This window comes from Arenibacter antarcticus (assembly GCF_041320605.1).
Lineage (GTDB): Bacteria > Bacteroidota > Bacteroidia > Flavobacteriales > Flavobacteriaceae > Arenibacter > Arenibacter antarcticus.
Map to the genome: position 1 here is coordinate 3240603 of NZ_CP166679.1, position 18903 is coordinate 3259505.

General features: G+C 37.8%; 21 protein-coding genes. 12 read left to right on the forward strand and 9 right to left on the reverse strand.

The features are described from left to right. Positions 1-234: 234 nt before the first annotated feature. A complete protein-coding gene (locus KCTC52924_RS13440; protein ID WP_370671547.1) occupies positions 235-549 on the forward strand; it encodes a two-component regulator propeller domain-containing protein in 315 nt (104 codons plus the stop codon). Here KCTC52924_RS13440 and KCTC52924_RS13445 read toward each other — a convergent pair. From KCTC52924_RS13445 to KCTC52924_RS13465, 5 genes are all read right to left on the reverse strand, one after another. Beyond that, positions 481-1410 (reverse strand): sensor histidine kinase, encoded by a 930-nt coding sequence (locus KCTC52924_RS13445; protein WP_251806580.1) that lies wholly within the window; start codon positions 1408-1410, stop codon positions 481-483. The genes KCTC52924_RS13440 and KCTC52924_RS13445 overlap by 69 nt on opposite strands. Next, on the reverse strand, positions 1407-2015 hold the full coding sequence (locus KCTC52924_RS13450) for a c-type cytochrome (protein ID WP_251806581.1): 609 nt from the start codon (positions 2013-2015) through the stop codon (positions 1407-1409). Before KCTC52924_RS13450 ends, KCTC52924_RS13445 begins: the two co-directional genes overlap by 4 nt. A gap of 214 nt (positions 2016-2229) precedes the next feature. Further along, positions 2230-2499, reverse strand: a complete 270-nt coding sequence (locus tag KCTC52924_RS13455; protein WP_251806582.1) for a hypothetical protein — start codon at positions 2497-2499, stop codon at positions 2230-2232. Positions 2500-2654: 155 nt separating this feature from the next. Then, positions 2655-3692 (reverse strand): acetylserotonin O-methyltransferase, encoded by a 1038-nt coding sequence (locus KCTC52924_RS13460; protein WP_251806583.1) that lies wholly within the window; start codon positions 3690-3692, stop codon positions 2655-2657. A 179-nt stretch (positions 3693-3871) separates the two neighbouring features. Further along, entirely contained in the window at positions 3872-4837 is a 966-nt protein-coding gene (locus KCTC52924_RS13465; RefSeq protein WP_251806584.1) for a nuclear transport factor 2 family protein, read from the reverse strand. 882 nt (positions 4838-5719) lie between these two features. On the opposite strand from KCTC52924_RS13465, the gene KCTC52924_RS13470 reads away from it, so the two are divergent. From KCTC52924_RS13470 to KCTC52924_RS13510, 9 genes are all read left to right on the forward strand, one after another. Next, the gene (locus tag KCTC52924_RS13470) at positions 5720-6532 is read left to right on the forward strand and encodes an HpcH/HpaI aldolase/citrate lyase family protein (protein WP_251806585.1); all 813 of its coding nucleotides are present in this window, start codon (positions 5720-5722) and stop codon (positions 6530-6532) included. 57 nt (positions 6533-6589) lie between these two features. Further along, positions 6590-9055, forward strand: a complete 2466-nt coding sequence (locus tag KCTC52924_RS13475) for an alpha-glucuronidase family glycosyl hydrolase (RefSeq protein ID WP_251806586.1) — start codon at positions 6590-6592, stop codon at positions 9053-9055. Between the two features lie 112 nt (positions 9056-9167). Continuing rightward, on the forward strand, positions 9168-9731 hold the full coding sequence (locus KCTC52924_RS13480) for a TetR/AcrR family transcriptional regulator (RefSeq protein WP_251806587.1): 564 nt from the start codon (positions 9168-9170) through the stop codon (positions 9729-9731). A 73-nt stretch (positions 9732-9804) separates the two neighbouring features. Continuing rightward, positions 9805-10368: a carboxymuconolactone decarboxylase family protein gene (locus KCTC52924_RS13485; protein ID WP_251806588.1), complete on the forward strand. Its 564-nt coding sequence runs from the start codon at positions 9805-9807 to the stop codon at positions 10366-10368. A 105-nt stretch (positions 10369-10473) separates the two neighbouring features. Next, positions 10474-10623, forward strand: coding sequence for a hypothetical protein (locus KCTC52924_RS13490; protein WP_251806589.1), 150 nt, complete (start codon positions 10474-10476; stop codon positions 10621-10623). Between the two features lie 184 nt (positions 10624-10807). Beyond that, positions 10808-12049, forward strand: a complete 1242-nt coding sequence (gene fabF / locus KCTC52924_RS13495; RefSeq protein ID WP_251806590.1) for a beta-ketoacyl-ACP synthase II — start codon at positions 10808-10810, stop codon at positions 12047-12049. 168 nt (positions 12050-12217) lie between these two features. After that, positions 12218-12907, forward strand: a complete 690-nt coding sequence (locus KCTC52924_RS13500; RefSeq protein WP_285903362.1) for a haloacid dehalogenase type II — start codon at positions 12218-12220, stop codon at positions 12905-12907. A 31-nt stretch (positions 12908-12938) separates the two neighbouring features. After that, positions 12939-13751, forward strand: coding sequence for a DUF6503 family protein (locus KCTC52924_RS13505; RefSeq protein ID WP_251806592.1), 813 nt, complete (start codon positions 12939-12941; stop codon positions 13749-13751). Positions 13752-13769: 18 nt separating this feature from the next. Further along, positions 13770-14438 carry a hypothetical protein gene (locus KCTC52924_RS13510; RefSeq protein WP_251806593.1) on the forward strand — a complete coding sequence of 223 codons (669 nt, stop codon included), beginning with the start codon at positions 13770-13772 and terminating at the stop codon, positions 14436-14438. Between the two features lie 146 nt (positions 14439-14584). On the opposite strand, the gene KCTC52924_RS13515 is transcribed toward KCTC52924_RS13510, so the two are convergent. Further along, a complete protein-coding gene (locus tag KCTC52924_RS13515; protein WP_251806594.1) occupies positions 14585-14860 on the reverse strand; it encodes a helix-turn-helix domain-containing protein in 276 nt (91 codons plus the stop codon). A 157-nt stretch (positions 14861-15017) separates the two neighbouring features. Between KCTC52924_RS13515 and KCTC52924_RS13520 the strand changes: the two genes are divergently transcribed. Further along, positions 15018-15530 (forward strand): VOC family protein, encoded by a 513-nt coding sequence (locus KCTC52924_RS13520; protein WP_251806595.1) that lies wholly within the window; start codon positions 15018-15020, stop codon positions 15528-15530. Between the two features lie 46 nt (positions 15531-15576). Here the strand turns inward: KCTC52924_RS13520 and KCTC52924_RS13525 are convergent, their stop codons facing one another. Then, entirely contained in the window at positions 15577-16320 is a 744-nt protein-coding gene (locus tag KCTC52924_RS13525; protein ID WP_251806596.1) for an SOS response-associated peptidase, read from the reverse strand. 106 nt (positions 16321-16426) lie between these two features. Between KCTC52924_RS13525 and KCTC52924_RS13530 the strand changes: the two genes are divergently transcribed. Then, complete coding sequence (locus KCTC52924_RS13530; RefSeq protein WP_251806597.1) at positions 16427-16684, forward strand: hypothetical protein; 258 nt, start codon at positions 16427-16429, stop codon at positions 16682-16684. A gap of 370 nt (positions 16685-17054) precedes the next feature. Here KCTC52924_RS13530 and KCTC52924_RS13535 read toward each other — a convergent pair whose 3' ends face one another. Next, complete coding sequence (locus KCTC52924_RS13535) at positions 17055-18299, reverse strand: hypothetical protein (protein WP_251806598.1); 1245 nt, start codon at positions 18297-18299, stop codon at positions 17055-17057. Beyond that, complete coding sequence (locus KCTC52924_RS13540; RefSeq protein WP_251806599.1) at positions 18300-18818, reverse strand: TlpA disulfide reductase family protein; 519 nt, start codon at positions 18816-18818, stop codon at positions 18300-18302. Positions 18819-18903: the final 85 nt, after the last annotated feature.

Consider the following 18903-nt stretch of genomic DNA (forward strand, 5'->3'; position numbering starts at 1 on the left):
CTAGATTTCTTGTCAACACCTAGTTTATTTTGTTTCTGTATCCGTTGAATTTATATACATAATTTTTCTTTTTACGTGTTGTGCACGACCTTAAATAAAACCCTACATGAACTGTACTGAATGCGGTATGTTTTGAGTTGAATTTCGGATAGAGTTTAGTAATTTAGATATACCAAATTAGTCCAATTGAAAGCGATAATATTATATATATCGATTTCTGTTTATGCATTGGTTGTGGCTGCGCAGGCTCCCGGACCAAAGCGGTACAATTTTGCGCATTATACAGAAGAGTCAGGACTAAACTCGTATCAGGTTAACGCTACCGTCCAAGATGATGATGGATACATTTGGATCGCTACAAACGAGGGTCTTCAGCGTTATGATGGGTTGCGCTACAAAAGTTTTGGTCATGTACACAACGATTCCACGTCAATCCCATCCAAAAGTATATTACAATTGCTGATTGATAAGAACAAAAATTTATGGATACTTACCAGAGAGGGGAAAGTGGGAATATTCAACACTAAAAAGTTTACTTTCAATGAGTAATTGAAGGGTAAGTGGTGCCAGTAATTTGGTTTTATCTTCCTCTGACGCCGTCATTTTTAACTGTAACCCATTGCCAAACCTCGCTTTCAGCAAAAACATATAGGAATCGGCAAATTTTAATTCCGTATCCAGTGTCACCAATTGTACTTCATCACTGCTCAACATATAGCAATATACCTTACTCATTTCATCCAAAAATCTTTCTGCCATTTCTTTATCGCATTGTATTAAACTGGATAGTGAATTTAGACTGTTAAACAGAAAATGGGGATTTACCTGACTCTTTAGACCTTGTAGCTGGCTTTTTTTATAGACCTGGTTCAGTTTTTCGGTTGCTTGTCGGTTTAACTGCCATTCTTTGTACCGGGAAATTCCCTCCATTAAAAAGGTGATAAAAATACTAATGATACCTAATACTAGATAACTCCAAGCAAAGGCCTTCTCGTTGAAGCGGTATTCAAAATATGCTATTGACTCGAATATGTTGAATAGTGCGGATAGGAATAATCCGGTGGTTATGAGTAATGCGACTATCATGAACGACAATCGTTTGGCCAATTCAGCTTCCGATGGAAATCTTTGCTTTAACAAAACCGCAATGACTCCGCAGCTAATAAAAACAGGACAGAACCAAAAAAACGTAAGCAAGCTAACAGATATAAAAAACCAAAATCCTGAAAAATATTGAGTACCGAAAATAATACAATTGAGAAAAAATATAAATATAGGTGTAACAATCAGCATCACCTTATTGTCCAACCCATTATATTGTGGCAAATCTACTCGCATTTGGCTTCCAAATAATCTGTAATCAGTTGTTTGCTCCTCTTTTCTCTCACTGGGATAGGGTACAGTATTCATTCCAAGTCTGATAAAGGTTTTGGAGCAGGCACAATATTGTTTACAGGGGTTGTGGTTTTTAAAAAATAATAGAGAGATTTAATATCTTCATCGTTCAAATTTTTATACACCTCCCAAGGCATGGGGGGCAATATGTTTCGGGAGTTTTCCAGTCCTTTGTATTTTCCTTCTCGAATGGCCCGCATAAAATTTTCTTCGCTCCAATTTCCGATTCCCGAAGGGTCACTGGTGATATTTGCCGAGAAGGACTGGCCCCAGGGACCGATAGAAGTCGTTAGATCTGACGCAAACAGCACCCAACCATTTTTTAAGACAGAGGTATTAATAGGGGGTACCTGCCCATTTTGAGGGAATCCGGATAAATGAAGTTCCGGTATTATTTCTGGGCCTTGGGGTCCCATACGTTTGGGTGAGTGACAATCTGCACAACCAATGGAGTTGACCAAGTATTCCCCACGCTTTACCAATGCATTGGAATCCAGGTATTTGGTCGGAATTACTGTAGCAAAATTCTCATGGGATTTTGCAGAGGCATGTTTACAAGCAGCGACACTAAAGGCAGTTAAAATTGACACGGCCAATAAAGATAGAGTGGAGTTACGCATAATTGACAGAGTTTAAAGATTAATAATGGAGTTAAAAGTTGATCCAATTTATTTTGAGAATAATCAAAAAACAATATTCTAATGTTTGAATTGAGGAAATTGGCGCATGAGTTGAGTAAAGACCATAATGAGGAGTCTTCATTTTTAACAATACTCCAATTTTTTTGTTGCTAAATGCACTATAAATACCTGAAATAATTACTCTACCCTATACCTAAGGATTTATTTGCATGGATACTGTAATGGGGTCAAGTACGGTATGTTTGGTTTTTATATCCTTGTTCGAGGGATCATTTATAATAGCTTCAAATTTCTCCATATCGGTCACTTCAATGATCATGACCACAGAATTTGGATCATCGGCATCCTGAAAGGTTTTAAGGTCTGACATTGCTGGACCAAATAAATCGAGCCGGTCCTGATGACCTTTGATCCACGTGTTAAAATCCCCTACTTTGTGTCTCGTAATGATTGTTTTTTTCATGATATTTATTTTTAGATTAATAGTTGTTAAAGGAATTGAACTTAGTTTATTTCCCTTATAACCTTACTTTCCATCCAACCGCGGTCTAAATACTTAGGCGATTGAACTTTCAATCATCTTTTAATTGACCTAGGGAGAAAAGTTTTACTGCTTACTCACTTTATTGCAAGTGCGGCACTTGTTGGGCCTGTAAGTGGCATAATTGAAATTTGCCCAAAACCCACTTCTTTGGTTAGTTCTTCAAAATCTGATATTGAAAAATCATAACCCTCTGGGGTTTCTATCAGCATGTTAAGGGACATCAGCAGGCCAAAGGCATTCTTTTTTCGACCTGCATCAATAATATTTTCAATAACCACGAATGCACCCCCTTTTGGTAAAGCGTCATATGCCTTTTTGATCAGCATTTTCTTATTAGCTGTTCCCCAATCGTGCAATATGTTGCCCATGGTAATCACATCTGCCTTTGGAAAATCATCGGTAAAAAAGTCGCCGGCTGCCACTTTAACCTTTTCGCCCAGCCCCATGACATCCATATTTTCTTGGGCGATGGGTGACACTGCGGGCAGATCAAAGGTGGTGCATTCCATATGTGGGTTGTTAATCACCACTTGGGCCGATAGGATCCCCCCCGAACCTCCAATATCACAGAGCGTTTTATAGTTGGAGAAATCGAATTGTTTCCCAAAGGCTATAAAATTTCCCATTTGAACGCCCGTCATGGCTCTTATAAATTCTCGAAGTCTCGCAGGATCGGCATAGATGGCATCAAAAGGGGATTTGCCATTATTTTTGGTCTCATTTTGTGGCAAGCCTGTTTTTAGGCCTACTTCCAGATTATTCCAAAAGGGATATAGGCGGTTGTTTGCCATTTCCAAGATTCCGCCCATATAACTAGGCTTATTTTTGTCTAGGAATAGGTCGCTGTCCGCTGCATTGCTATAGACCGATGTTTTCTTGATCCCAGTCCGATTTAAAAACCCTAGTGCTACCAAGGCATCTAGAAAATCGTAAAGGCTTCTAGGATGAAGTCCCAGTTTCTCTTTTATATCCTCGCCGGAATGCTGGCCTTGTCCCAAGAGGGTAAATAGCCCCATATTGACTGCTGTGAGCAAGGTTTTAGTGGCAAAAAATCCCGTTCCGACCTGCATAATCTTGGCGGGATCTACTTGCGTTGTTGAGGTTGTTTCCATTACTAGTTGTATTTAAAGATGTAAATTAAATTTATCCTGATTTCTTTTATTACTAGACTTCCCCTAGACATAAGTGTTGCTCCCCCTGTGGAAAAGTTGGTCAGGTCAGCTGCAACAGCCTGTCCTTCATGTGAATATCAAATCTACGATAGGTAAGATAACAGCTTAGGCTTGTGAGGTTAGTTACTGGCTAATTTTGATGGTTGCTCCAATAAGCTTTCGTTATAATAAGCGGCCTCCCGGACAATCTTTCCCTCCTCGTTAAAATCATCGATAAAAAAAACGGGAAGCACTACCGCCATTTTATCTGATTTTCGAATTAAGTGAAAGTTCCACCACGATTGAACCACACGTCCATTACCCATCTCATATTCTAAATAATCTGGATAGCCGGACATCTCGATATTGACCACCTCATATTTTTCTAAAAATGCCTTGTCCTGGTCCTTTTGGTCCGCCAAAGAAATCCCTCGGGTTTTAAACGAGTTGAGGTCACCAAACGTAACGTCTTCATCATAAAAACTATAGGCTTTTTCCATATCTCCATTTTCTAGGGCATAGATCATTTTTCTGACCGTGTTTATATTCTCATGATGGTTATAGATGGTGCCGTTTGTCCTATCTACAAAACTGGCTCGTATCTCATCTATTACGCTCCCATTACTGTAGTTAATTATGGTTTTAATTTTATTGTCTTTGGTAAGCGTATATAATCGGTGGGCAGCAGCGTCTATTTTAACTCCTGAACCTTTGTCCACTCCTTTTAACTCTACCCAGGTCTGTACCCAGACTTCCCCCTTGTCATTATCTTTCTTGTACTCAATGGCATCAGGATAAGCACCAGGAAAAGGAGTTACGGAGTAATAATCCAACCGATTAAAATAAATCATTTGGTTTCCAAGAAATCCGGTTTTGTCCAATCCCTGATTCTTTGGTTCGTTTGAGGTGCCCGAATAGCCTTTAAAATCGTCGGTCAAATAACTTGCCATTTTAATAGAGTCGCCCGCCACTGAGGCTTTAACAAATTCGTCTACTACCTGTATGGCTGGATGTTCTATATAGACATTTCCGTTTGTTTTCTTTTGTCCAAATGTGGCCGTTATGCTTAAAAAAGCGAGTACAAAGAGTGTGGTTTTTGTTTTCATCGTATTTATCTATTTATTGGTTTCCTACAAGTATAATTTTATTGGTTGTTTCTTACTTTTGGTATTCAACCCAAGCAATGTTACACTTCAGGTAAATTAGAATATCATTACCATGGCTTGGTAACCGTAAAACATTAGGCCTATTTTAGAATTGTGGGGGGGGAATGCGTTTGGGGGAACTAGTGTGAAAGGAAATGATTTCCTATCTAACTTAAATTCCAATCAGGACGAATGAATGGTTTAACTGTCCGAAGACATATTTTTTTTTATCCAATAAAAATTAGAATTCGAGTGGCAAATTCAAGGACCAATATGGCTTTATCCTATATGATTTCGCAGCAGCAATGTCTTTGTGAATACTAGCTGCCAGTTGACTATTTACAAATAGGAAAGGTTATTAAGACCTAACTGGGTATTTTCTTGTTAGTGAATTTTGTAAGCATAAAATCCATGGGAGGCTAGATGGTCTTTACATAGCTTAAAAAAGATGAACTCCCTTGTTCATGGGTTATCTGAATTAAACATCCAAAAGAATGGTATATAGGAAATAATCATTTTAAAGAATATACAATTTATGAGGGTCAATATATAATCTGTATTCGGTAAAATATAGGCTATATATCACTTATGATATACGCTATATTTGTAAAGAGCACCTTATCCTCCAATGAAAATTGGATTAGGTTTCTTTGATTAATGAAGTGAAAAAGTTGCAGAAAGAGAAGGAATACAAAACTGTATTTAATTTCAAATCAGTCCATTTTTAATTTAGTAGTAATGGTCGAGTTACCCCCATAGAGACCCAATAATTTGGTAGCTTTCTTAAAAAAGGTACTCGATTAATGTGTTGGATACATAAAATTTCACACTAAACAATAACCAATGACAATCAGCCTTAAGCAGAAACTACGTAACAATCAAATTATTTACGGGACATGTATACTATCTACCTCCCCTATATGGTCTAAGGTTGTAAAAGGCAGCGGATTGGATTTCGTTTTTTTGGATACGGAACACATTCCTATGGACAGAACGGAACTCACTTTTTTGTGCCAAGTGTATAGTGCTCATGGTCTGTCTCCAATTGTCCGTATACCTAGCCCCGATCCTTATGCAGCGTGTATGGCCAAGGATGCTGGTGCTGTGGGAGTATTGGCACCCTATATTGAGAGCGTATCTCAAATTCAACAAATGGTGGGAGCCACCAAATACAGGCCATTGAAAGGCGATCGATTACAAAATATACTAACAGGGAAGGAAGCGTTATCTGTTGAAATGAAAACCTATTTGGAGCAGTTCAATTTGGACAGTTTGTGTTTAATAAATATTGAAAGTACCGTTGCGGTGGAGCGTTTGGACGAACTCCTTAGTATTCCTGGATTAGATGGTATTGTGATAGGTCCCCATGATTTATCCATTAATATGGGATTGCCAGAGCAATATGATGATCCTGATTTTGAAAGGACGGTCAAGCAAATCATAAACAAGGCGAGAAGTAAGGGGATTGCTGCTGGAATACATTTTCCGGCCCATCCAAATTATCAGATTAAATGGATTAAGGAAGGCGCTAATATAGTATTGCACAGTTCGGACTTGCAACTTTTCAGTAAAAAACTCTCCGAGGACATGAATACTATAAAAAATGCCGTGGGAGATGGTCATGATATATCCGATGGAAATACACTGGCTATATGACAAGAGTTAGAGTCCTACACGAGATCAATTGATTACTAAGCAATTTAAAGACTTCATATGAATACCATCCTTAAACCGTTTTTGATATTACTTTGCATGATCGGGCTAAATCCAACCACCTTATTTGGGCAGATGATAGATTTGAGTAAATCGAAAATTATCTGTCTAGAAAAAAAAGATCCGCTTGTATTGAACGCTATTTCTGTTTTACAGGAAGAAATAGGTAAAAGAAGTGGTATTATATTAAACAAGGGAAGCAAATTTCCAAAACAACTTCATAGTACTATAGTTGTAGGGCTAGAAGGAAGGTTAAATAAATTCCCAATGGAGTATCAGCAGCTGATTGCATCAATGCCCGTAATAAAAGCTGAGGGATATAAAATAGCAGTGATACCCAAAGAAAATGTAGTTCTGGTGGTAGGCCACGATTCAAGGGGAGTGTTATACGGCATTGGAAAACTATTAAGGAAATTGGAAGTTTATCCGGGACAAATTTTACTGTCCGACGATGTACATATCGCATCTACCCCTAAATTTCCTATTAGGGGTCATCAAATGGGCTACAGACCTAAAACTAATGCTTATGATGCTTTTTCGGTGCAGCAATTTGACGACTACATCCGTGATATGGCCATTTTTGGCGCCAATAGCATTGAAATAGTGCCTCCTCGTACCGATGATGATTTCACGAATGTACACATGAAAATCCCGGCCATTGAAATGATTGTGGAACAATCAAAGATCTGCGATCGTTATGGCATGGACGTGTGGATGTGGTATCCCAATATGGGTTCGGATTATACCCATCCAGACTCCCTAAAAGTAGAAATTGAAGAGCGACGCCAGGTATTTAAAGTCATTCCCCGTTTGGACGCTCTCTTTGTTCCTGGGGGAGATCCCGGGGATTTGGAGCCGGATGAATTGTTTAATTGGTTAAAAATTCAAGCAGAAGTGCTAAACGAATACCATCCCAATGCCAAAATATGGGTTTCCCCACAGGTTTTCAGACCTACCAAAGCTTGGTTTGACGCCTTTTATGAGCATATAAACAAAGAGTACTCTTGGCTTGGAGGGGTTGTCTTCGGTCCTTGGATAAAAACTCCTATTAAAGAAATCGCAGATCGTATTAATCCTGGTATTCCTATAAGGCGATATCCCGATATCACCCATAATTTAAGCAGTCAATACCCTATCCCCCATTGGGATTTAGCTTATGCAATTACCCTGGGGAGAGAATCGATCAACCCACGACCACAAGACCAGAAATTAATACATAATGCCTTTGACCAATTTGGACAGGGAAGCATTAGTTATTCCGAAGGAACTAACGATGACGTAAATAAAATAATTTGGAGTGATCAGGATTGGGATCCAGAAACTCCGGTTATGGAAACATTGCGCGATTATACGCGCTATTTTATTGGATCCAAATATACCGAAACCGTATCCCAAGGATTAATGGCACTGGAAAACAATTTACAAGGTCCACTACTCAATAACGATGGTGTAATTAGAACCCTGCAGCAATGGCAGGATATGGAAAAACAGGCCTCTGAGGAAGTACTAGGTAATTTTCGTTTTCAAATGGGGCTTATTAGGGCCTATTTTGATGCTTATCAATATAGAAGGTTGCTTTATGAGACCGAATTGGAGCAGCAGGCACGAGAAATATTGTCTTCGGCAAAGTCTATAGGCCCAATTAACGCTATAGAAAAAGCAAAGGAGATCTTGTATTTGGCCAAACAAGAACCTATTATGCCCCAATGGAAATATAAATGCCTTTCCTTGGCCGATGATTTGTTTAACAGTATTGGTGCCCAGCTGACCGTAGAAAAACATTTCGCTGCCGGGGGCCGTGGAAATTTTATTGATAATATAGATGTGCCATTGAATGATGGGATGTGGTTGATAGATCAACTTGCAACCATTGAGGAAAATGGAAGCGAAACGGATAAATTGGTCGCTATAAACCAATTATTGGAGCGAAATAATCCTGGACCGGGGGGGTACTATGATAATTTTGGAACGCCAAGGAGTTGGAATAGGGTAGTTTCCAATTATAGTTATAAGGAGGACCCAGGTGGATTGAAATCGCCCAGAGTCAGTTTTGGTGTAGGTTTAAAAGGAGAGGAATGGGTACATGAAATTACGGCCATAGGCTTTGACGGACATACAACACCATTATCGTGGATGAATCAGGTAACCTCCTTATATGATGAGCCTTTGAAGATGGTCTACAATAATTTGGACCCTAAAGGTTCCTATATCATTAAAGTGGCGTATACGGGACGCTTTCTTTCAAAAATAAAATTGACCGCGGAGAATACGCTTGTGCACGACTTTATAACGACCGGAGTTCAACCTATTTATGAGTTTAAAATTCCAACTGCTGCATTGCAGGATGGTGTGCTGGAGCTGGAATGGACATGTGGCGAAGGAGAACGGGGAGCTCAGGTATCCGAAATATGGATCGTTAACCAAGATGAATTAAAAAAAGAGGAGTCCTTGAGGCAAAAGCCTTAACGAACTTTAGAAAACCAAATATTTTTATAATTTCAGTTTTTAAAACTTAAAAAATGTTAAATATTAGCACATAACTAACCGATAGTTTAGTTTTGTCTTGTAACTATAAATAATGGCACGAAAAAAAGAATATATAGAAGAAGAAGTTATTGATAAAGCAATGCATTTGTTTTGGCAAAATGGCTACGAAAATACGTCGATGAATATGCTGGAGAAAGAAATGGGTATCAATAAGTTTTCTATCTATTCCAGTTTTGGAAGTAAACATGGCGTTTTTATAAGGAGTTTAAAAGCCTACAAAGCGAAGGTGAATTTTATGTTTGAAGAATTTAAGAATGCTTCTAATGGAGTTGAGGACATTAAGAAATTTTTCTATGATTCAATTGCTATTAGTGCTCTTGAAGGAAATTATAAAGGCTGTTTAGTAACCAATACCTATAATGAGTTTTCTGAAAGTGAGGACAAACTTATAAAAGAAGAAATGGCTTCATTTATGAGGAACCTGAAGGGTTTGTTTATAGAAAAATTAAAAATGGACACAGCAAAGGATGAAGAAACGATACTAAAACAAGCTAATTTTTTGTTGTTGGCAAAGCATGGTTTAGCAGCGGCAGCAAGAGTTAACAGTAAAGAGGAAATTGAAGATTATATTGAATTGACATTCAGAAACATATAAAACTTTTTTTTATTAAATAACTAAACTATTATTTAGTTATTTAATAATACTTATATATTTAAAAACAGAAATTATGACAACATTGAAAGTACACAATATGGAAACTGCCCCTGAAGACAGCAAAGCATTATTGGAAAATTCTCAAAAAGCATATGGTGCAATACCTGGATTACACGGTGTATTGGCAGGAGCACCAGGAATTCTTGAAGCGTATCAAACAATACATGGGTTATTTGTTAACTCATCATTCAATAATGAAGAATTAACAGTGGTTTGGCAAACTATAAACGTAGAAAACGCTTGTCATTACTGCGTGCCCGCACACACTGGTATTGCAAAAATGATGAAGGTAGATGATACTATAACAGAAGCTTTACGCAACGAAACTCCTCTGGAGAATTCTAAATTGGAGGCGTTACGTACTTTGACATTAACTATTGTTCGTAATCGTGGGCATGTAACACAGGAAGACTTAGAGACATTTTATGCTGTTGGATATGACGAAAGACAGGTATTGGAGATTATTTTAGGTCTGTCTCAAAAAATAATGAGTAATTATGTTAATCATATTGCCAATACCCCGGTGGATGCGGCATTTAAAAAATTCGCTTGGACTAAAGGGAATGAGGTTTCTTAATTTCTAAAAATCGCAGGTTTTTATAATGGTTCATCTACATTTGTTATTACGGAAGGTATTGTAAGTTCATTAAAAGCTAGAGATTTTCATTTATTCCCAGTATACATGACTAAACAAAGTGAAGGTGCTTACCAAAATTTTTTAGTTTATAATAACTATGATACAGGGCACCCCAGACAATTACTCACAGCTTTGTTGGGCGAGGCTATTGTTTCATCTGGTGTAAGTCCTGAACAAGCTGCAGCTTGTATTTAAACAGATACTTACTGAAGTTTTTGTATAATAGGGATAAGAGGGGTTAAAGTGAGTTGAAATTAGCATTAACGGTTCCAATTAAGAAATAGAACCTATGAAATGAGCATGACCGAAAACTGGTCGCAAACACGAATGAAGATATGTGAATTACATATGACCGTTAAAAAACAATAAATATCTACATATGAAAAGAGTAGTAATAACAGGTTTGGGAGCGTTGACTCCAATAGGAAATTCAGTAGATGAATTATGGAAAAGTGCTATTAGTGGCAAAAGCGGTGTGTCCAAAATCACCAAGTTCGACCCATCATTGTTCAAAACAACTTTTGCAGGTGAGTTAAAGGATTTTACCCCTGAAAAACACCTTGTTCGGAACGAGATAAAACGAAGTGATCGCTTTACGCAATATGCCCTCTATTCTGCAACTGAAGCAATCGATGATAGCGGCCTAGATATAAAGACCCTTTCTCCCTTTGATATCGGTGTTATTTGGGGATCAGGTCAAGGAGGAATGCAGACCTTTGAAAATGAGGTGATGAACTATACTCTGGAGGGGAAGCAGCCACGTTTCAATCCATTTTTTATTCCAAAGATGCTTGTGAATATGGCTTCGGGAATGATCGCTATGAAATTTGGATTGATGGGAATCAACTATACGGCAGTATCCGCTTGTGCCTCTTCAAACTCAGCGATTATGGATGCTTTTAATTACATACGTTTAAACAAAGCAAAAGTAATGATTACTGGAGGGTCGGAAGCTCCCATTACCGAAGCTTCTATTGGAGGTTTTAATGCCATGAAAGCGTTATCGACCAGAAATAACGATCCACAACAGGCCTCTAGACCTTTTGACGTGGACAGGGACGGATTTGTAATGGGAGAAGGAGCGGGCACTTTGGTCCTTGAAGAATATGAACATGCCAAAAAACGTGGCGCAAAAATCTATGCCGAAATAGTAGGTGCTGCAATGACCGACGATGCCTACCACATCTCCACAACGCACCCTGAAGGTATTGGTGCAATAAAAGCGATGGAATTGGCGATGGAAGAAGCAAAATTGAATCCAGAAGAGGTCAACTATTTAAACGCCCATGCTACCTCTACTAATGTGGGGGATTTAAGCGAGATGAAAGCCGTGGAGAAAGCATTTAAAAATAACTTCAATAACCTTAAGATTAGTGCAACAAAATCAATGACGGGACATTTAATGGGGGCTGCAGGGGCTATTGAAGCAATTCTGTCGATTAAGGCGATAGAAAACAATATAATCCCCCCAACCATCAACACCGTTAAAATTGATTCCGAAATTCCCAAATCAATGCCTATAGTTATTAAAGATGCAGTTGAGAGTAAAGTTAATGTTGCCATGAGCAACACCTTTGGTTTTGGCGGGCATAACGCAACAGTAATTTTTAAGGGTATCTAAAAAATGTTGAACTGTACTATTTTAAAATGGATGTAGCTTACCGTTGCTACCCTTCTTCATGCTAATATTCCAGCGGGATTAGTACCAGTGGAGTATAAACTACCAGTATTTATAGCCTATAACGACGTTTAGGTAGGAGTTAACGTGAATTAAAAAAATCACTTTCAAATGGAAACTATAATCAGGCCCAAAGTTTTGTTCTTTGACGTAAATGAAACACTTCTAGACCTAACTCCTATGAAAAAAAAAATAGGTGACGTATTAGGCGGAAGAGAAGATCTATTATCCTTATGGTTTACAACCATGCTGCAGTATTCTTTAGTTGCCTCTGCTAGTGGACAATACGAACATTTTGGTGCTATTGGAGCAGCTACGCTACAAATGGTAGCAGCAAATAATGGGATTACCATTCCTGAGCAAGAGGCACGAAAAACCATTGATGAATCTTTAGGAGGTTTGCTAGCTCATCCCGATGTAAAACCTGCTTTATCCTCATTAAGAGAGGCTGGTTATAAATTAGTCGCTTTTACAAATTCATCCAACGAAGGAGTTGAAAAACAGTTTGAAAGTGCTGGCCTGACAACATATTTTGAGGAACGATTAAGTGTAGAAGATGTTGGGAAATTTAAACCATTTAGGGAAACCTATGATTGGGGAGCTCGTAAAATGAAAGTAAAACCCCAAGAATGTATGCTTATTGCAGCTCATGGTTGGGATGTTGCCGGCGCACTTTGGGCTGGTTGGCGTGCTGCATTTGTTAGCAGACTAGGACAACAAATTTTTCCGCTAGCACCAAAAACAGAAATTTCAGTACCCGATTTAAAACAAGTAGCAGACATTTTAATAACTTATAAATAAACCATAGTACCCACTTATTTAAAAAACTTATATGAAAATTAATTTATTCGCTATTATTCTAAGTTTATCGTTAGTGTCCTGTGGCAGTAATGACAAAAAGCAATCGCAAAATGAGGCCGCCCCGGAATTCCAAAATAAAGGCCATCAGTTGGTGTATGACATGGCGCAGAAAGTAGGGAATTACAGTAAACTTATGGGCAAAAAAGATGTTGTATATACCTACACGTACGAAACCCCAGATGGAAAAAAGGATGTAGTTACAGAAAAGTACCTTTTTAAAGGGGAGCTTTCTTATGGTGCATATCATACACATGAGAGAACCCTTCCCCAACTTCAAGGTTTAATTGAGCAAGGTTTTGACGGTAGTGAATTCTGGCTAAAGCACAATGGAAAAATCTTAAATGATGAAAACCTTTTAAAAGGGGTAGTCTTTAATAGACCCACTAACTTCTATTGGTTTGCCATGATGCAAAAGCTATTGGATAAAGGTTTAAAATACGAGTATTTAGGTGATAAAAAGATAGAAGGTATTGAATATGACATTGTAAAAGTGACCTTTGATATAGCGGGAAAGAAAACCTCAGATACGTATCAGCTGTACATAAACAAGGAGACAGCATTAGTAGATCAATTTCTTTTTACCGTAGCTGATTTTGATGTCATTGAAAATCCTTATTTGATGAAACTCGAATACGAAAGTATAGATGGGCTTTTATTACCGACAAAACGAAAATATAAAATATCTACTTGGAATGCTGAAGTAACCAATGAGCCCTGGATAAAGGTGACTTGGTCCAATATTAAATTTCGTAACAGCCTAGCAAAAGAAGATTTTAAAAAATAGAATATCGTTTAAATAAAAATGGAAATAAAAGAGATTAACATAAAGGATATCGCGCAATTTTGTATAGAAAATGTATTTAGGACAAAAACCAATAAGCCGGGTTTTGTCCATCTAGATTTTGGGAAAAATATAGATTCCTATCAACTTAGGACCATTATGGTAGCCCTAAAAAAAGAACTATCAAAATTCACACTTGAACAATTCAATAAAAAATTATCCTATCATTGGCTTGTCCGTTTTAACCAACAAGTTGATACCCCCTATCATTTAGATAATGCTGGAGACCAATCATTTTTGATGTTAGGATACGAACCTAGTGAAATAAAAAGTGAGTTGTACTTAGCAGATTATGTGAAGTATGCAAATGATAGTGCTACTGCTCCCAAAGATTATCTTAAAAAGTTTACTCCAATATTTGAAGACGGGGAATCATTACTTGAACCTTATACTACCAAGGTAAAACCATTTAAAAACGATACCTACAAAATTGTTTTGATCAATAATAGCAAGCCAATGTCTGGACAAGAAACGCTAGGTGTCTTTCATAAAGCACGGATTTTTGAACCGGACTTAAACAAGGATAGGATAGTTAACTCGATGCTCATAAATTTGGTGCCTGAGGATGAAGTCAATGAAGAAGGAAGAAACGAAGAGGAATTTTTAATCACTGACGTTATAAGTAAATAGGATATCATTACTACCCGTATACAAAAAGTAATAGCAGCAGCAAGTAAGGCTTTCCCCTATAGAATTGGCAGAAGAATTCTTAGGCATTCCGCTGCCATCACCTCCAACACTTTTCTATTTGTAGGATTTTAATCGAAACTATATAATCAATTTTGACAATCGTTTAAACCCCATTGATCTAAACTTCTTAATATTTTCTCAAGTGATTTTCCCCTGTCGCTTAGTGTGTATTCCACTTTAGGAGGAACTACGGGGAAAATTTTTCTAGAAATAAGACCATCTTTTTCTAACTCTCTTACAGTTTGGGTAAACATTTTATTTGATATGCCAGGAATTTTCTTTTGCAATATTCCTGAACGCATACTGCCTTCCAATAAATGAAATAGAATTAAAGGCTTCCATTTTGTTCCTATTAAATTCATCGTGTAATTTAATGGACAGGTACTATTTTTTTTCAAAATTATAATTATATAGTATTGATAATCATCTTTATACTCGTTTGGGTAACTATGCCACTTTTTGGTAAGTTATTGCCTATACCGCAAATATAAATTAATTTCGCATTCTAAATTAATTCGTATGTCTACAAGTAAAAATTATCCAAAATCATTTTCACATATTGGAATTACAGTGCCTAATATAAAGGAAGCTGTAAAGTTCTATTCAGAAGTTATGGGTTGGTATATAATTATGGAACCATCCACAGTGAAAAAAGAAAAGGAAACTGCTATTGGTCAGATGTGCATTGACGTTTTCGGAAATGATTGGAACGAATTTGAAATTGCTCATTTAGCAACTTCAGACGGAATTGGAATTGAATTATTTTCTTTTCCACACGGTATTAAAGAAGCCCCTGAATTTAATCCATTCAATACAGGTCTTTTTCATTTTTGTATACAAGACCCAAATATTGAAGAACTCATTGATAAAATTGTGTCCTACGGAGGAAAACAAAGAATGCCTATTAGGGAATATTACCCAAATGATAAGCCTTTTAAAATGTGCTATGTGGAAGATCCCTTCGGAATTGTTTTCGAGATCTACACGCATAGTTATGAATTGACCTATTCTTCGGGGGCTTATTCAAAGTAAAACTCAGTGAGTAGCATTCTCATAAGAGATGCTATTATCCTAACAATCAATATTCAATCTCCAATTCTCTGTAAGGCACCTCGTCTATAATATCGGGTCTGTTAGAATCTACCTTGGGACTGTATAGATCCTTACTGATGGGGTAGGCATGGAGTACGGCATCGTCCATATCCTCATGCATTACGCTTAGAATGTCATTCTGAGAAAGATCAGAACTCAACCAAACCTCCACATCCTCATCATTTAAGATTACAGGTCTTCTATTTTTGGTATTGTGTATTTTTTTAAAGAGGGGAGTAGCCTCTTTGGTAAGAATGGTAAAGGTGTTAAATCCGTCCCTTGTCGTGGTGTAGAGTCCGGCCAAACTAATTAGGGTCTTGTTCTTTCGTTCGAAGTAAAATGGAATCTTAAAATTTTTTGGAGCGGTATGGGGTTCAAAGAATCCATCAACTGGAATGATACAGCGTTTGGTAAAGGCACTGTTCTTATAGATATAATGATCAAAGAGTTTTTCAGACCGTGCATTTAATCCCGCTCCAAACCTTGCGGCCTCCTTATAATAATTTTGATAATCGGCGCCCATGTCGGTAGGGGGCATAATACCCCACATAGAAGGGGTAATATGCTTGCTGCTTTCTTGGGGGATAATCCACATTAGGGGATGGGCCCAACCATTGGCATGATGATATACCAAATTATTGTTAACAGCTGTTTTGCCAATCAACTTGGAGACATTATAGAATTTTTGCAGTTCTTTTACGGAGGAAGTTACCCTAGTGCCAAAACACATAACAATAGTTTTTGTCGAATTTAAGAATTTAACTTTTATAGGGAACACCCAAGACATAAAATCAGTAATTTTGGAAAATATCCATAAATAAGGATTATATCCAAAAATGAAGAATATTGTATACCGAAATCATGATCGCTATGCCATAAAGCGACTCCTTATGGAAATAGGGGCACATCAATTGACCAAGGAATGTGAGCAGATGCGTCTACCATTCCCAAAAAGGTTGGGTCTGTTCTATATAGAGAGCACAGATGCCTGTGTTTATCTGGTATATAAATACTATGAAGGCGAAAGAAAAGTAATGAAATTAGATCGGTACGAGCTTCCCGAAGCAGGGTGGGAAAGGGTAATCCTAGAATAATAAAAGCCTATTAAATGGTCCGTTTCCAATGGAGCTTTTAGAGAAAATAGCGCAGAAATATTGTAAAAAAAAAGGGCGCTCCCGAAATTGCACGCCCTCTTTTTGCTTCTTTCATTATTCACTGTAAAACAGCAAACTATGACCTACAAAACTATCTAACAAAAAGAGACCCTGAAAACTTTTAACGCTTCCGATTCATTTTTTAACATTCCATTGGTGGGGACTAATTCTGAGTATGTATTAATCACCTGATAATCAAGGGTTAGTAGATTTTGATCGTTTTTACAATATCTGCTTGATGCTGTAATGGCGTACCCTTGGAAGATGTGAAAAAAAATTCACCAAATTATGTTAGCATCACTCTTGAGCTTCAGAAACTTTCCAGCATTATATATGCCGTCTTAATTCGTGTTACTTCGTCCGTTACGTCGGTCCAAGCAAAATGTACTTTATTTTTTACCAGACCCATTTGAGGAAAACCGGATCTTCTGGAAGCACCCAAACTGTCAACTACTATAGGTGCCGATATTTTACCAGATTTAGTTACCTTCATCGCCAACAACCGGGCATCATTTTTAGTAGCTTCCATCCAGCTTACAATGGCATTGTCGGTATCGACCATTACTATATCTACCCTACCTAGAGGGCCTTGATCACTTATCAGTATAGGTGCATCAAAATGCGCTCCGCCATCGGAAGAAAAAGCTATTTTTACCTTAGGTTCGTTATTTGCCGCTGTAAACCAAGTTACGCCAAGTACATTGCCCATTACATCCGCTTTGGGACCATTAACAGGACATCCCTTAATTTTCCATCCGTCATCATAAATAGATTCAGGGGAAGTCCATTCTCCATTTACCATTCGTGTGATGGAAATATCCCTTATTTCATCATCGGACCTATCCCTATAGAGTACCACTGGGCCATTATTAGTTATGGCAGCGGTCGTCTGGCAGCAATCGCAACTGCGATCGTCCAACATAACCTCATGGCTTACCGTACCATCGGGAGCTACTTCAGCGGCTCTTAGGCTCATAGCTCCTCCATGTTCATTTCCGTGCCCAGCTCCCCCAGTATTCCTACCATCTAGCCAAGTAATAAAAAATGAACTTTCCCTGTAGGGCATTGCGGTAACAAAACCGTGTTCGGACTCGGTGCCATCGGTGTGTAAGGGTAGGTCCCTGCTCCATTGCAATTCTCCTTTTGGTAGCACGTTCATTTTAATATCATAGGAATATGTACCCTTGGTCGACTTCTTTAAAATATGCGATAATAAATTCCCGTTGCTTTCTGTAATCATAGGGAAATCGGCCCAATTTACAAACCAATCTGCGCCCTGGATTATTTCTTTTGGCTGCTGCCAAACGCCATCGATGAGGTGGGAATAATTTAATCGTGCCATAGAGTCATTAACCTTGTCTACCCAGGATAGAATTGCCTTGTCCTTGTCCGTAAATAAAGAGGGTAAAGAACTTTCCGTACCCGCCGGAGAAGTAATGTAATGTACCAATTCCTTTTTCTCCGCTGTAGGTTGCTTTATTTTCTTATCACCGAAGTTGCAAGAAGCAGATAGAATAATTAGGGCTAGGAAAGTAGTTAATTTAGTACAGCACATTTATTGGACACTTTTTAGTTTGGTAATGATTGGTTCCGAATCCCATTCTACGGCTCCGGTTATTTCATCTACTTTTTCCCCTTTTTTATTGTATATAAAAGTGGTGGGTAGGGCGTAGATATTTAACTGGGAAAGCGCAGCGGTAGTCCTGATGAAATTAAAATCGTAATCGTTTTTATCTTTGAAATCACTTATTTTTTTGACCGATTGATCGGATACAAGAAGGAATATATAGTTCTCCTTTTCCAAAATGGCCTTGGACCTTAATAATGACGGCATTTCCTCTAAACAAGGTCTGCACCAAGTAGCCCAAAAGTTGAGTAGTATATTCTTTCCTTTATAATCGGATAACGATATGGGATTGCCTTCTAAATCTTCATAAAGTGAAGTAGGGGTAGAAGCTTCTAAAGTAACCGTAGTAGTAGTAGTAGGTTTTAGATTTTTACTCTGTTTTGGTGACTGCTTGCACGAAGTGGCAAACATAATACTGATCATTAAAAAATAAACGGTTTTTTTCATCCTTATTCTGAAGTTCTGGAACAATCAAAGTTATGAAAATAAACGTACCAATAATTAAATGCAGGGGATTTAGAATTTATGGCTA